The 15,021-nt window shown below is 57.7% G+C and carries 9 protein-coding genes; all 9 read left to right on the top strand.

The features are described from left to right. The first annotated feature begins 8 nt into the window (after positions 1-8). Positions 9-1,241: an MdtA/MuxA family multidrug efflux RND transporter periplasmic adaptor subunit gene (locus tag BTJ39_RS11640; RefSeq protein ID WP_078002871.1), complete on the top strand. Its 1,233-nt coding sequence runs from the start codon at positions 9-11 to the stop codon at positions 1,239-1,241. Beyond that, positions 1,241-4,357 carry an MdtB/MuxB family multidrug efflux RND transporter permease subunit gene (locus tag BTJ39_RS11635; RefSeq protein ID WP_078002870.1) on the top strand — a complete coding sequence of 1,039 codons (3,117 nt, stop codon included), beginning with the start codon at positions 1,241-1,243 and terminating at the stop codon, positions 4,355-4,357. Before BTJ39_RS11640 ends, BTJ39_RS11635 begins: the two co-directional genes overlap by 1 nt. Further along, the gene (gene mdtC / locus BTJ39_RS11630; protein ID WP_078002869.1) at positions 4,357-7,431 is read left to right on the top strand and encodes a multidrug efflux RND transporter permease subunit MdtC; all 3,075 of its coding nucleotides are present in this window, start codon (positions 4,357-4,359) and stop codon (positions 7,429-7,431) included. Before BTJ39_RS11635 ends, mdtC begins: the two co-directional genes overlap by 1 nt. 9 nt (positions 7,432-7,440) lie before the next feature. Continuing rightward, entirely contained in the window at positions 7,441-8,877 is a 1,437-nt protein-coding gene (gene mdtD, locus BTJ39_RS11625) for a multidrug transporter subunit MdtD (RefSeq protein ID WP_078002868.1), read from the top strand. Then, a complete protein-coding gene (gene baeS, locus BTJ39_RS11620; protein WP_078002867.1) occupies positions 8,877-10,256 on the top strand; it encodes an envelope stress sensor histidine kinase BaeS in 1,380 nt (459 codons plus the stop codon). The genes mdtD and baeS overlap by 1 nt, the downstream gene beginning before the upstream one ends. A 42-nt stretch (positions 10,257-10,298) precedes the next feature. After that, a complete protein-coding gene (gene baeR / locus BTJ39_RS11615) occupies positions 10,299-11,006 on the top strand; it encodes an envelope stress response regulator BaeR (RefSeq protein WP_078002866.1) in 708 nt (235 codons plus the stop codon). 101 nt (positions 11,007-11,107) lie between these two features. Beyond that, the gene (gene trhP / locus BTJ39_RS11610) at positions 11,108-12,448 is read left to right on the top strand and encodes a prephenate-dependent tRNA uridine(34) hydroxylase TrhP (RefSeq protein ID WP_078002865.1); all 1,341 of its coding nucleotides are present in this window, start codon (positions 11,108-11,110) and stop codon (positions 12,446-12,448) included. 227 nt (positions 12,449-12,675) lie between these two features. Beyond that, positions 12,676-13,578, top strand: coding sequence for a lipid kinase YegS (yegS, locus tag BTJ39_RS11605; protein WP_078002864.1), 903 nt, complete (start codon positions 12,676-12,678; stop codon positions 13,576-13,578). A gap of 219 nt (positions 13,579-13,797) precedes the next feature. Next, positions 13,798-15,012 carry a D-mannonate dehydratase ManD gene (manD, locus tag BTJ39_RS11600; protein WP_078002863.1) on the top strand — a complete coding sequence of 405 codons (1,215 nt, stop codon included), beginning with the start codon at positions 13,798-13,800 and terminating at the stop codon, positions 15,010-15,012. The last annotated feature ends 9 nt before the right edge of the window (positions 15,013-15,021 follow it).

Raw genomic sequence — 15,021 nt, 5'->3', positions numbered from 1 at the left:
CTATTACGATGAACGGCCTACGTCGCTCGACAAAAGTTGGACTTTTCATCCTTATCATCGTGCTTATTTCCGCCGGCGTTTACGGCTGGTTGCATCATAAAACCAGCGACGGACAGCAAGCGAATGCAGCGGAACATAAAGGCAAAGGCGGTCGCCGGGGAGCGATGGCCGCCCTGCCGCCGGTACAGGCCGCAACGGCACAGGAACAGAGCGTTCCCCGCTACCTCACCGGACTTGGCACCGTGACCGCCGCCAACACCGTGACCGTACGCAGTCGGGTGGAAGGTAATTTGATTGCCATTCATTACCGTGAAGGCGAACAGGTAAAAGCCGGCCAGCTGCTGGCGGAAATCGACCCCCGGCCGTTTCAAGTCGCATTAATGCAGGCTCAGGGGCAATTGGCGAAAGATCAGGCAACCCTGGCAAACGCCAGACGCGACCTGCTGCGTTATGAAAAGCTGGCCAAAACCAGTCTGGTTTCCGGGCAGGATGTCGACACGCAGCGTGCGCTGGTTAATGAAACCCTTGGCAGCATTACCGCGGATCAGGGCAGCGTCGCCAACGCCCAACTGAACCTTGACTACAGCCGCATCACCGCGCCGATTGATGGCCGCGTCGGTCTGCGTCAGGTTGACGTCGGCAATTATATTACCAGCGGCGATACCAACGGCATTGTGGTTATTACCCAGACTCACCCGATTGACGTTGTATTCAGCGTACCGGAAAACGATATCAGCGATATTCTCACCGCCAGAAAAGCGGGCAAAACGCTGAGCGTCGAGGCCTGGGATCGCGCCAATCAGCAGCAGCTTGGCAGCGGTACGCTGCTCAGCATGGACAATCAGATTGACACCACCACCGGTACCATCAAACTCAAAGCCCGCTTTACGAATGACAGCGATGCCCTGTTTCCCAATCAGTTTGTCAATGCCCGGCTGAAAATAAACACCCTGCAAAATGCGGTTGTGATCCCCACCGCCGCGCTGCAAATGGGCAACGAGGGTAACTTTGTCTGGGTGGTTAACAGCGACAACAAGGTCAGTAAAAAGCAGGTTTCCACCGGGATTCAGGACAGCAAGATCGTGGTGATTAAAGCCGGACTGAACCCGGGCGATCGGGTCGTCACTGACGGTATTGATCGCCTGACGGAGGGCGCCCAGATTGAAGTCGTCGCCGCGCAGAATGCCGCCGTCCCCGGCACCGCAAGAAAAACCCCGCTCGCGCAGGGAGAGGGTTCCTGATGCAGGTAATGCCCTCCAACAACACCGGCGGGCCTTCGCGCCTGTTTATCCTGCGTCCGGTTGCCACCACCCTGCTAATGATTGCCATTTTGATGGCGGGGCTGCTCGGCTACCGGATGCTGCCGGTTTCAGCATTGCCAGAAGTTGATTATCCGACGATTCAGGTGTCCACCTTCTATCCTGGCGCCAGCCCGGAGGTCATCACCTCCTCGGTAACCGCGCCGCTGGAGCGCCAGTTTGGTCAAATGTCCGGCCTTAAACAGATGGCGTCGCAAAGCGCCGGCGGCGCCTCGGTAATTACCCTACAATTCCAGCTTTCGCTGCCACTTGACGTCGCAGAACAGGAAGTGCAGGCGGCGATTAACGCGGCCACCAATCTGTTGCCAAACGATCTGCCGAACCCGCCGGTTTACAGTAAAGTCAACCCGGCCGACCCGCCGATTATGACGCTGGCGCTGACCAGCAACAGCATGCCCATGACCCAGGTGCAGGATATGGTGGAAACCCGGGTCGCACAGAAAATCTCGCAAGTGGCCGGCGTCGGCCTGGTGACCCTCGGCGGTGGTCAGCGTCAGGCCGTGCGGGTAAAAATGAACGCCCCGGCTATCGCCGCGCTGGGACTGGACAGCGAAACCCTGCGTACCGCCATCAGCAATGCTAACGTGAATTCCGCCAAAGGCAGCCTTGACGGTCCGGCACGTTCGGTGACCCTCTCCGCCAACGACCAGATGACGTCTGCCGAAGATTATCGTCGTCTGGTGATCGCCTGGCATAACGGCGCGCCGGTGCGGCTGGGCGATGTCGCCACGATTGAACAAGGGGCCGAAAATCAGTGGCTCGGCGCCTGGGCCAACCGCCAGCAGGCCATTATCCTCAACGTGCAGCGCCAGCCGGGCGCCAACATCATCGAGACCGCGGACAACATCCGCCGTATGCTGCCAGCGCTGACCGCGTCGCTGCCGAAATCCGTCGAAGTGAAGGTGCTTACCGATCGCACCACCAATATCCGCGCCTCGGTCAGCGATACGCAGTTTGAGCTGCTGCTGGCCGTCGCGCTGGTGGTGATGATCATCTACCTGTTTTTACGCAACCTGGCCGCCACCATTATTCCGGCTGTCGCCGTTCCGCTGTCGTTGATTGGCACCTTTGCGGCCATGTACTTTCTCGGTTTTTCAATTAACAACCTGACGCTGATGGCACTAACCATCGCCACCGGGTTTGTAGTCGATGATGCCATCGTGGTCATTGAAAACATCTCGCGTTATATCGAAAAAGGCGAAAGCCCGCTCAGCGCCACGCTGAAAGGCGCCGGCGAAATCGGCTTTACCATTATCTCGCTCACCTTCTCGCTGATCGCGGTGCTTATTCCGCTGCTGTTTATGGGCGATATCGTCGGCCGTCTGTTTCGTGAATTCGCCATCACTCTCGCCGTCGCCATCCTTATCTCTGCGCTGGTATCACTCACGCTGACGCCGATGATGTGCGCACGGCTGCTGAGCGCCGAATCGCTGCGACGGCAGAACCGCTTTTCGCGCGCCAGCGAAGCTTTTTTTGCCCGGGTGATCGCCGGCTACGGTCGGATTCTGCAGCGGGTGCTGAACCATCCATGGTTAACCCTCGGCGTTGCGCTGAGTACCCTGGCACTGACCGTCCTGCTGTGGATTTTCATCCCGAAGGGCTTCTTTCCGGTGCAGGATAACGGCATCATTCAGGGCACCTTGCAGGCGCCGCAGAACATTTCCTGGCAGAAGATGGCTCAGCGTCAGCAGGAAGTAGCCTCGCTGGTGATGAAAGATCCGGCGGTTCAGAGCGTTGCCTCCTTTGGCGGCGTTGACGGCGTCAACCCATCGCTGAACAGTGGCCGTTTGCAGATAACCCTGCGGCCGCTGGACCAGCGCGACGACAGCATGCAAACGGTGATCGACCGCCTGCAGCAGCAGGTAGCGCGCCTGCCCGGCATGGCGCTCTATTTGCAACCGGTGCAGGATCTGACCATTGATACCCAGGTCAGCCGTACTCAGTACCAGTTTACCTTGCAAGCCGGCTCGCTCAGTTCGCTCAGCCACTGGGTGCCGTCGCTGTTAGAAAAATTACGCCAGCTGCCGCAGCTGAAAGATATCAGCAGCGACTGGCAGGATCAGGGTCTGGAAGCCTATATCCGGGTCGATCGCGATAACGCCAGTCGTCTGGGTATTACCATGGCCGACATCGATAACGCCCTGTATGACGCCTTCGGTCAACGTCTGATTTCGACGATTTATACTCAGGCTAATCAGTATCGCGTGGTGCTTGAACAGGATACCCGTAGCACGCCCGGCCTGGCGGCGCTGGATAACCTGCGTCTGAAAACCAGCGATGACAGCATCGTGCCGCTAAGCGCCATTGCCACCGTCAGCGAACGTCACGCTCCGCTGACGATCAATCACCTCGATCAATTTCCCTCAACGACCTTTTCGTTCAACGTTGCCCCCGGCTATTCGCTGGGCGAAGCGGTTGACGCTATCAGCGACGCCGAGCGAACGCTGGCAATGCCGGCGGAAATTATGACCAAATTCCAGGGCAGCACCCTGGCTTTTGAGGCGGCGCTGTCCAGCACGGTCTGGCTGGTGGTGGCCGCCATCGTGGCGATGTATATCGTGCTCGGCGTACTCTATGAAAGCTTTATTCATCCGGTCACTATCCTCTCCACCTTGCCAACCGCGGGCGTCGGCGCGCTGCTGGCGCTGTTAGTGAGTGGCAGCGAGCTGGACGTCATCGCCATTATCGGCATCATTTTGCTGATCGGTATCGTGAAGAAAAACGCCATTATGATGATCGACTTCGCTCTGGCCGCCGAGCGCGAACAGGGGATGCCACCACGCGAGGCTATCTATCAGGCTTGCCTGCTGCGCTTTCGGCCGATCCTGATGACCACGCTGGCCGCCCTGCTGGGCGCCCTGCCGCTGATGCTGGCGACCGGCATCGGCGCCGAGCTGCGTCGCCCGCTGGGGATCGCCATGGTCGGTGGCCTGATCGTTAGCCAGATCCTGACGCTGTTCACCACGCCGGTTATCTATCTGCTGTTTGACCGACTGGCGCTCTCACTGCGCCGCCAGTCGAAGCAGCAGGAGGCGTAATGGGATTTTTTGCGCTGTTTATCCACCGGCCGGTAGCTACTATTCTGCTGACGCTGGCAATTGTTATGGCTGGCATGCTGGGATTTCGCCTGCTGCCGGTCGCGCCGCTGCCGCAGGTAGACTTTCCGGTTATTGTGGTCAGCGCCAGCATGCCCGGCGCCTCGCCGGAGACCATGGCGTCTTCGGTTGCCACGCCGCTGGAGCGCTCCCTCGGACGCATTGCCGGCGTATCCGAGATGACCTCAACCAGCACCCTTGGCAGTACCCGGGTGATTCTGGTATTCGACTACGATCGCGATATTAACGGCGCCGCGCGCGACGTTCAGGCGGCGCTTAATGCCGCTCAGAGCCTGCTGCCAAGCGGTATGCCGAACCGGCCAACCTACCGCAAAGTTAATCCGTCCGACGCGCCTATCATGATTATGACGCTGACGTCGGATACTTATAATACCGGCCAGCTCTATGATTACGCCTCGACTCAGGTCGCGCAAAAGCTGCTACAGATTGAAGGCGTCGGCGACGTTACCGTCGGCGGTAGTTCACTGCCTGCGGTAAGGGTTGATCTCAATCCTCAGGCGTTGTTTAACCAGGGCGTCTCCCTTGATGCGGTGCGCGAATCTATTAGCAATGCCAACCAGCGGCGACCGCAGGGAGCCATTGACGGACAGGAGAAGCGCTGGCAGCTGAAAACTAACGATGAGCTGATGAAGGCTGAAGATTACATGCCGCTTATCGTTTACTATAACCAGGGCGCGGCGGTGCGCCTGCAGGACGTCGCCCGGGTTAGCGACTCGGTGCAGGATGTGCGCAATGCCGGGATGGCCGATGCCAAACCCGCCGTATTAATGCTGATCCGCAAAACGCCTGAAGCCAACGTGATTGAAACCGTCGACCGCATCCGCGCGACCTTGCCGGAATTGCGCGACAGCATCCCGGCATCAATCAATCTTGGCCTGGCTCAGGACCGCTCGCCGACCATCCGCGCCTCGCTGCGTGAAGTAGAGCAATCACTGGCGATCGCCGTGGCATTGGTGGTTCTGGTGGTATTCAGCTTTTTGCGCAGCGGGCGTGCAACGCTGATCCCGGCGGTGGCGGTACCGGTATCGCTGATCGGCACGTTTGCCGCAATGTACCTGTGCGGATACAGCCTGAACAACCTGTCGCTGATGGCGCTGACCATCGCCACCGGCTTCGTGGTGGATGATGTTATCGTGGTGCTGGAGAATATTTCCCGCCATATTGAGGCCGGCATGAAGCCGATGCAGGCCGCGTTGCAGGGCACGCGCGAGGTCGGCTTCACGGTGTTATCCATGAGCCTGTCGCTGATAGCGGTATTTTTGCCACTGGTGCTGATTGGTGGCCTGATTGGCCGCTTTTTTAAAGAGTTCTCCGTGACTTTGTCGGTCGCCATCGCGATTTCAATGCTGGTTTCCGTCACCCTGACGCCCATGATGTGTGCCAGGCTACTGCGGCCGCAGCGCAAGCACAGCCAGCAGCGCGTACGGGGCTTTGGCCGCCTGACCAGCGGCCTGCAGCGCGGCTATGCCCGCTCGCTGAACTGGGTGCTCGATCATTCGCGCTGGATTATGCTGCTATTCGTTGGCACCATCGGCCTGACCATCTGGCTTTATATCATCGTACCGAAAACCTTTATGCCGGAGCAGGATACCGGTCGTCTGATGGGCTTTATCCAGGCCGATCAGAGCATTTCGTTTCAGTCGATGCGCGGCAAGCTTGAAGATTTTATGAAAATTGTGCGTGCGGATCCGGCCGTCACCAGCGTGGTTGGCTTTACCGGCGGTTTGCGCGCCAACAGCGGCCTGATGTTTGTCGCACTGAAACCGCTTTCCGAACGACGCGATAGCGCCCAGGCGGTGATTGCCCGCCTGCGTGACAAGCTGGCAAAAGAACCGGGCGCCAACCTCTACCTGATGGCCGATCAGGATTTACACGTCGGCGGACGCGAATCCAACGCCAGCTATCAGTACTCGCTGCTCTCTGACAATCTCGACGATCTGCGGCGCTGGGAGCCGAAGATACGTCAGGCATTTTCCCAGTTGCCGCAGCTGGCGGATGTTAACTCCGATCAGCAGGATAAAGGCTCCGAGCTGGCGCTGATCTACGATCGCGATGCGATGGCAAGGCTTGGCATTACCACCCAGCAAACCAACGCCTTGCTGAATAATGCGTTCGGCCAGCGCCAGATCTCAACGATTTATCAGCCACTTAATCAGTATAAAGTCGTAATGGAAGTTGCCCCGCGCTATACCGAAGATGTCAGCGCGCTGGAACAAATGTTTGTCATCAACAGCGACGGCAAGCCGATACCGCTGTCGGCGTTCTCGCACTGGCAGCCCGCCAACGCACCGCTGTCGGTTAACCATGAGGGGCTGTCCGCCGCGTCGACTATCTCTTTCAACCTGCCGCAAAACGGCACGCTGTCAGCGGCCTCAGCCGCCATTGACCGCACTATGACTTCGATTGGGGTGCCCGCCAGCGTGCGCGGTTCATTCGCAGGTACCGCCCAGGTCTTTGAACAGTCGCAGGGAAACCAGCTGCTGCTGATGCTGGCCGCCATTGCCAGTGTGTATATCATGCTGGGGATATTATATGAAAGCTATGTGCATCCGCTGACGATCCTTTCCACCCTGCCTTCAGCCGGCGTCGGCGCCCTGCTGGCGCTCATGCTGTTCGGAGCACCCTTTAGCCTGATCGCGCTGATCGGCATTCTGCTGCTGATAGGCATTGTGAAAAAGAACGCCATTATGATGGTGGATTTTGCGCTCGACGCGCAGCGTTCGGCTAATCTTAGCGCCCGCGAGGCCATTTTTCAGGCCAGCCTGATGCGTTTTCGCCCAATCCTGATGACCACCATGGCGGCGCTGTTCGGCGCACTGCCGCTGGCGCTGAGTAGCGGCGATGGCGCCGAACTGCGTCAGCCGCTCGGAATCACCATCGTTGGCGGGCTGGTGATGAGCCAGCTGTTGACGCTGTATACCACGCCGGTGGTCTATCTCTATATGGATAAGCTGCGCCGCCGCAAGCGAAACGCAGCCGTCCCGGCGGTAAAGTGAGGAATCAGGATGGATAAAACGGAGCGGCCAGTTAGCGATAGCGCCTCCTCCAGCCGTTTGCGCTGGCAGTTGGGGATCGTGACCTTCGGCTTTTTTATGCAAACCCTGGATACCACCATCGTTAATACCGCCCTGCCCTCGATGGCGCACAGTCTGCATGAAAATCCACTGCATATGCATTCAGTGATCGTCGCCTACGTACTGACGGTGGCGGTAACGCTGCCGCTCAGCGGCTGGCTGGCCGACCGTTTTGGCGTACGCAACGTCTTTTTTAGCGCCATCGTGCTGTTCAGCGCCGGTTCGCTATTTTGCGCAACCGCCGCAACGCTGAATCATCTGCTAATGGCACGCGTTATTCAGGGCATCGGCGGCGCGATGATGGTCCCGGTCGGCAGGCTGACGGTGATGAAACTGGTGCCGCGCGAACAGTATATGTCTGCCATGACGCTGGTAACGCTGCCCGGTCAGATTGGCCCGCTGGTGGGGCCTGCGCTCGGCGGCCTGCTGGTTGAATATGCCAGCTGGCACTGGATATTTTTGATTAATCTGCCGGTCGGATTAGTCGGTGCGGCCGCCACCCTGTGGCTGCTGCCTAATATTACCCTGCCGCCCAAACGTTTCGATTTCACCGGCTTTATTCTGCTGGCGCTGGGCATGGCAACCCTGACGCTGGCCCTCGATGGTCAGCGCGGACTCGGCGTCAGCGCGCTGGTGCTGGGTCTGCTGGTGCTGACCGGTTTTGCTGCCATCCTGAGTTACCTGCTGCACGCCCGGAGCAACCAAAATGCCCTGTTCAGTCTGGCATTATTTAAAAACCGCGTCTTTTCAATCGGCCTGCTGGGCAGTTTTACCGGCCGCATTGGCAGTTCGATGCTGCCGTTTATGGCGCCTCTTTTTCTGCAAGTCGGCATGGGGTTTACGCCGTTCCATGCCGGTCTGATGATGATCCCCATGGTGCTCGGCAATATGAGCATGAAGCGTATTGTGGTGCAGGTCGTTAATTACTTCGGCTATCGCAATACCCTGACCGGCGCCACCCTGGCGCTGGCGCTAGTGGTGCTGATGTTTCCGCTGGTCGCCCTGCTCGGATGGACATGGCTGCTGCCGCCGGTGCTCTTTTTGCAGGGGATGGTTAACGGCGTGCGCTTTTCCAGTATGAATACCCTGACGCTGAAAGAGCTGCCCGATGAACTGGCCAGCAGCGGCAACAGCATGATGTCGATGACCCAGCAGCTGACTATGAGTATTGGCGTCACTATCGCTGGCATCATCCTTGGCGCGTTTGGTCATCAGGCGCTGGCAAACTCAGCGGAAATTCACCTGGCCTTTATCAAAACCTGGTTTTGTATCGCGCTAATTATCGCCCTGCCGGCGCTGGTATTCAGCCGGGTGCCGAAAGACGTCACTAAAAACGTGGTGCTGGTACGCCGTAAAAGAGGAAAATAATGTTGAAAAAGCTACGGTTGGGCATCAGCGCCAAACTGTTTATCGCCATTTTTTCCACCTGCATGCTGATCCTGATAATCATGCACTGGGGGGTACGCCTCAGCTTTGAACATGGTTTTATCGATTACATTAAGCGCGGCAATGAACAGCGCATCAGCTTACTGAGCGATGCGCTGGCCGAGCAGTACCAGCAGCACGATAATAACTGGGACTTTTTGCGCAAAGACGACCGTCTGGTATTTCGCATGCTGCGCTCCTTCGAGCAAAACCCGGATGCCAACAACCCGTTTCCTCCCCACGGCTGGCGCACCATGTTCTGGGTGCTGGATCAGCATTATAAGGTGATGGTCGGGCCCCACTCTGCGCCACCGGCAGACGGCCCGCGCCATGACATTAAAACCGACAGCGGCCACGTCGTCGGCTGGGTTGTCAGCGCCCCGGTTGAACGCCTGACGCGCAGCACCGATATTAATTTTGATCAGCAGCAGCGCCGCACCAGCTGGATAATCGTCGGCCTGGCGATGCTGCTGGCAGCGCTGGTGACCTGGTTGATGTCGCGCGGCCTGCTGGCGCCGGTCAAGCGGCTGGTGGAAGGAACCCATCAACTGGCGGCCGGCGACTTTGCCAGCCGGGTCGAAGTCAGCAGTCAGGACGAGTTAGGCCGCCTGGCGCAGGATTTTAATCGTCTGGCCGGTACGCTGGAAAAAAATGAAAGTATGCGACGTGCTTTTATGGCCGATATCTCTCATGAACTGCGCACGCCGCTGGCGATCCTGCGCGGTGAACTTGAGGCGTTGCAGGACGGCGTGCGCAAACTCACCCCGCAGTCGATCGTATCGCTGCAAAACGAGGTGGCGACGCTGACCAAGCTGGTTGACGATCTGCACCAGCTATCCTTGTCCGACGAAGGCGCGCTGGCTTACCGCAAGAAGAATATCGATCTCGCCGCGCTGCTGGAAATGGCCGCCGGCGCCTTTCGCGAGCGCTACGCTAGCCGGCAGATGCGTCTGGAGCTCCATCTGCCTGCTTTCGCCGCACAGTTTGGCGATCCGGACCGCTTATTTCAGCTGTTTACCAACCTGATAGAAAACAGCCTGCGCTACAGCGACGCTGGCGGCATGCTGCGCATCACGCTAGTGGCAGCAGAAACCGGCTGGCGGCTGCGCTTTGACGACACGCCGCCTGGCGTGAGCGCTCAGCATTTGCAGCAAATTTTCGAACGTTTTTTCCGTACCGAAGCGTCCCGCAGCCGGGCCAGCGGCGGTTCCGGACTCGGCCTTGCTATCTGCCAGAATATTGTGGAAGCCCATGACGGCACCATCAGTGCAGATCACTCTGATTTAGGTGGCCTGCGGATTGAGGTACACTTTCCCGGCTAACGGCATTTACGATGCCTGGATACCATAACGGGAAAGCCGAGGATGAGTGAAGCACTGCAAGCGCCGCTAATACTGGTGGTGGAAGATGAACCTAAGCTAGGCCAGCTGCTGGTGGATTATCTGCAAGCCGCCAATTATCGCACCCATCATCTGCTACGCGGCGATGAAGTGCTCGACTTTATTCATGCCACGCCGCCGGATCTGGTAATGCTGGACCTGATGCTACCGGGCATGGATGGCCTGACGCTGTGCCGCGAGATCCGCCGCTTTTCCGAACTGCCGGTGATCATGGTGACGGCAAAGACCGAAGAGATTGACCGCCTGCTGGGGCTGGAAATTGGCGCCGATGACTATATCTGTAAGCCTTTCAGCCCGCGTGAAGCGGTGGCGCGGGTTAAAACGATTTTAAGACGGGTGCAGCGCACGACGTCGGAGAGCCAGAAAGATTCACCGCTGGTGGTCGACGAAGGACGCTTTCTTGCCACCTGGGATAGCCAGCCGCTCGACCTGACGCCGGCTGAATTTCGCCTGCTGAAAACCCTCTCTCAACAGCCGGGTAAAGTCTTCAGCCGCGAACAGCTGCTTAACCATCTGTACGATGATTACCGGGTCGTTACCGATCGCACCATCGACAGCCATATTAAAAATTTACGCCGTAAGCTGGAGTCGCTGGACGCTGACCAGCCGTTTATTCGCGCCGTCTATGGCATGGGCTACCGCTGGGAAGCGGACGTTTGCCGGATGATCTAGCGGCAACATTGATCTGAAGCAAAATGGGTACTGCCGTCTGCACGTAGACTCTCCGGTCCTTCCCTTCACTGGGACCTGACCTGACATCAGACGGACTATCCATGACTAAACCGGAATTACTCTCTCCGGCCGGCTCCCTGAAAAACATGCGTTACGCCTTTGCCTACGGCGCCGACGCGGTTTATGCCGGCCAGCCTCGTTACAGCCTGCGGGTGCGCAACAACGAATTTAATCACCAGAACCTTGCCACTGGCATCAATGAAGCTCACGCGCTGGGCAAAAAGTTCTACGTTGTGGTCAATATCGCGCCGCACAACGCGAAGCTAAAAACCTTTATTCGTGACCTGACACCGGTGGTGGAAATGGGTCCGGATGCGCTGATTATGTCCGATCCCGGACTTATTATGCTGGTACGTGAGGCCTTCCCGCAGGTATGCATTCATCTTTCAGTACAGGCTAACGCCGTAAACTGGGCGACGGTGCGCTTCTGGCAGCAAATGGGCCTGAGCCGGGTGATTCTCTCGCGCGAACTTTCACTGGAAGAGATTGAAGAGATCCGCCGCCAGGTGCCGGATATGGAGCTGGAGGTTTTCGTCCACGGCGCGCTGTGCATGGCCTATTCCGGCCGCTGTCTGCTTTCCGGCTACATCAATAAGCGCGATCCCAACCAGGGAACCTGCACCAATGCCTGCCGTTGGGATTATCAGGTAAGCGAAGCGCAGCAGGATGACAATGGCAACATCGTGCCTCAGCCGACTCTTGGCATCGGTGCGCCAACCGAGCGGGTCTTTATGCTGGCTGACGGCCAGCGGCCGGACGAGCCGATGCCGGCGTTCGAAGACCAGCACGGCACCTATATACTGAATTCCAAAGATCTGCGCGCAGTTGAGCACGTTAACCGGCTGGCGGATATGGGCGTGGCCTCGCTGAAAATTGAAGGACGAACGAAATCGTTCTTTTACTGCGCGCGTACTGCGCAGGTTTATCGCCGGGCAATCGATGATGCGGCCGCAGGCAAGCCCTTTGATACCAGCCTGCTCAATACCCTCGACGGCCTCGCTAACCGCGGCTATACCGAAGGTTTTATGCGGCGCCATACCCACGACAGCTATCAGAACTATGAGCACGGCTATTCGGTATCTCATCAGCAGCAGTTTGTCGGCGAGTTCAGCGGCGAACGCCGCGACGGCCTGGCAGAAGTGATCGTTAAAAATCGCTTTGCCGTTGGCGATAGCCTGGAGCTGATGACGCCGGACGGCAATCTGCGCTTTGAACTGGAAACCATGCAGGATAAGAAAGGCAATCAGATGCTGGTCGCCCCGGGGGATGGCTATCGAATCTGGCTGCCGCTGGCCGACGAGATCGCCCTTAACTGGGCGCTGCTGCTGCGTAATTTCAGCGAGGGGTCGACCCGTCAGGCCGTCAATGCGGCTGCCAGTTAACTCTCTGTTACATTTTTTAGAATCCGATCACATTTTGCTGGCAGCTAAGTGGCTATGATGCAGCCTGCTTAGAACAAACATCAAAAAGCAAACTGGTTTCACAGGAACCACCTCATTGGCCCGTCCGGCTCCCCCGAACGGGCTTTTCTTTTGCCCTTCGTCAGCCCCATCCGCACCAGGTTATGCTATAACTTGTGACATATCGTGATATTTTGCCGGAACTTAACATGGACAAGCACGCCCGCACCTTATTGATTCTTAATGGCAAAGGCGCCAACAATGACGCCTTGCGTAATGCGGTAATTTTGCTGCGTAAAGAAGGATGGATAATAGACGTTCGCGTCACCTGGGAACACGGTGACGGCCAGCGCTACGTCAATGAAGCCCTGACGCTTGAAGCCAGCACCGTGGTCGCTGGCGGCGGCGACGGTACCATTAATGAAGTTGCTACCGCGCTGGTCAGGCTGCCGGCGGACAAACGCCCGGTACTGGCGATTTTACCGCTGGGCACGGCGAATGATTTCGCCACCAGCGCGGGTATCCCGCTGGAGATGGAAAATGCCCTGCGCCTGGCGCTGGTTGGCAAAGCCAGCATTATCGATCTCGCCAGAGTCAACAATACCCGCTATTTCATCAATATGGCCACCGGCGGCTTTGGTACCCGTATTACTACCGAAACCCCTGAAAAGCTTAAATCTGCGCTGGGCGGCGTTTCCTACTTTATCCACGGACTGATGCGTATGGATACCCTGAAAGCCGATGAGTGCACGATCAGCGGGCCTGATTTTATCTGGCAGGGCGAAGCGCTGGCGATCGGTATCGGCAATGGCCGCCAGGCCGGTGGTGGACAGCGCCTGTGCCCCAATGCGCTGGTGAATGATAACCTGCTGGACCTGAGCATTGTTACCGCCCAGGAGATGGTGCCTACGCTGCTGAATGCCATATTTGGCGGCGATGACGATAATCCCAATATTACCCGCGCCTCTCTGCCGTGGCTGACGATTCACGCCCCCCATGAAATGACCTTTAATCTCGACGGCGAACCCCTGACCGGCACCGATTTCCGCATTGAGGTCATCGCAAATGCCATTGAATGCCGCCTGCCGCCCAGCTGCGAGCTGCTGGCCTGACTTTCACCTGGCGGCGCTTGCCTGACCGGCCGCCTGATGACTCTCCTCCCCAGCCGCCAGCCAGCGGCAAAGTCTCCTGTGCAGACCTGCCTCTTAGCTTTTTAAGCTGTCGCGATCGGCAGTTTGTGATCGCGATCGGATAATACTATCCGCTTACTTGTATGGTAGTCATACAAGATTTAAATTTCCGCCATAGCTTACTGTTACGGGATCGCCTGCATGAAAATTGTTAATGCCGAAGTGTTTGTGACCTGCCCGGGACGCAACTTCGTTACGCTAAAAATAACCACTGACGACGGGCTGACTGGCATTGGCGACGCCACCCTCAACGGTCGCGAGCTGCCTGTCGCCTCTTACCTGAAAGATCATATCTGCCCGCAGCTGATTGGCCGCAACGCCCATCAGATCGAAGATATCTGGCAGTTTTTCTATAAAGGCGCTTACTGGCGCCGCGGGCCGGTAACCATGTCAGCGATTTCCGCTGTCGATATGGCGCTGTGGGATATTAAAGGTAAAGCCGCTGGCATGCCGGTATATCAACTGCTGGGCGGCGCCTCGCGCGCCGGCGTGATGGTGTATTGCCACACCACCGGCCACAGCATCGACGAGGTGTTGGACGACTACGCCAGACATAAAGAAATGGGCTTCAAAGCCATCCGCGTACAGTGCGGCATTCCGGGAATGAAAACCACCTACGGCATGGCTAAAGGCAAAGGGCTGGCCTACGAGCCGGCAACGAAGGGCAACTGGCCTGAGGAACAGATCTGGTCGAGTGAGAAGTACCTCGGCTTTACGCCCCAGCTGTTCGAGGCGGTACGCAATAAGTTTGGTTTTGACGAGCATCTGCTACACGATATGCATCACCGCCTGACGCCGATTGAGGCGGCGCGTTTCGGTAAAAGCGTTGAACCTTACCGCCTGTTCTGGATGGAAGATCCTACCCCGGCAGAAAACCAGGCCTGCTTCCGTCTAATCCGCCAGCATACCGTTACGCCGATCGCCGTCGGTGAGGTATTTAACAGCATTTGGGACTGCAAGCAGCTGATTGAAGAACAGCTTATCGACTATATCCGCGCCACCATAACCCATGCGGGCGGCATTACCGGCATGCGCCGTATCGCCGATTTTGCCTCGCTTTATCAGGTGCGCACCGGTTCGCACGGCCCCTCCGACCTGTCACCCATCTGCCATGCGGCGGCGCTACATTTTGATATGTGGGTGCCCAACTTCGGTGTACAGGAATATATGGGTTACTCAGCGCAGATGCTGGAAGTCTTTAAAACCAACTGGCGCTTTGAAAACGGCTATATGCATCCGGGCGATGCGCCTGGCCTTGGCATTGAGTTCGACGAAAAACTGGCGGCGAAATATCCCTATGAGCCAGCTTACCTGCCGGTCGCCCGGCTGGAAGACGGCACGCTATGGAACTGGTAAAGGCAAGGA

The sequence above is a fragment of the Izhakiella australiensis genome, from assembly GCF_002006995.1.
GTDB classification, from domain to species: domain Bacteria; phylum Pseudomonadota; class Gammaproteobacteria; order Enterobacterales; family Enterobacteriaceae; genus Izhakiella; species Izhakiella australiensis.
Note: the sequence above shows the minus strand (reverse complement) of the source record. Positions and strands in the feature narration are given on the sequence as shown.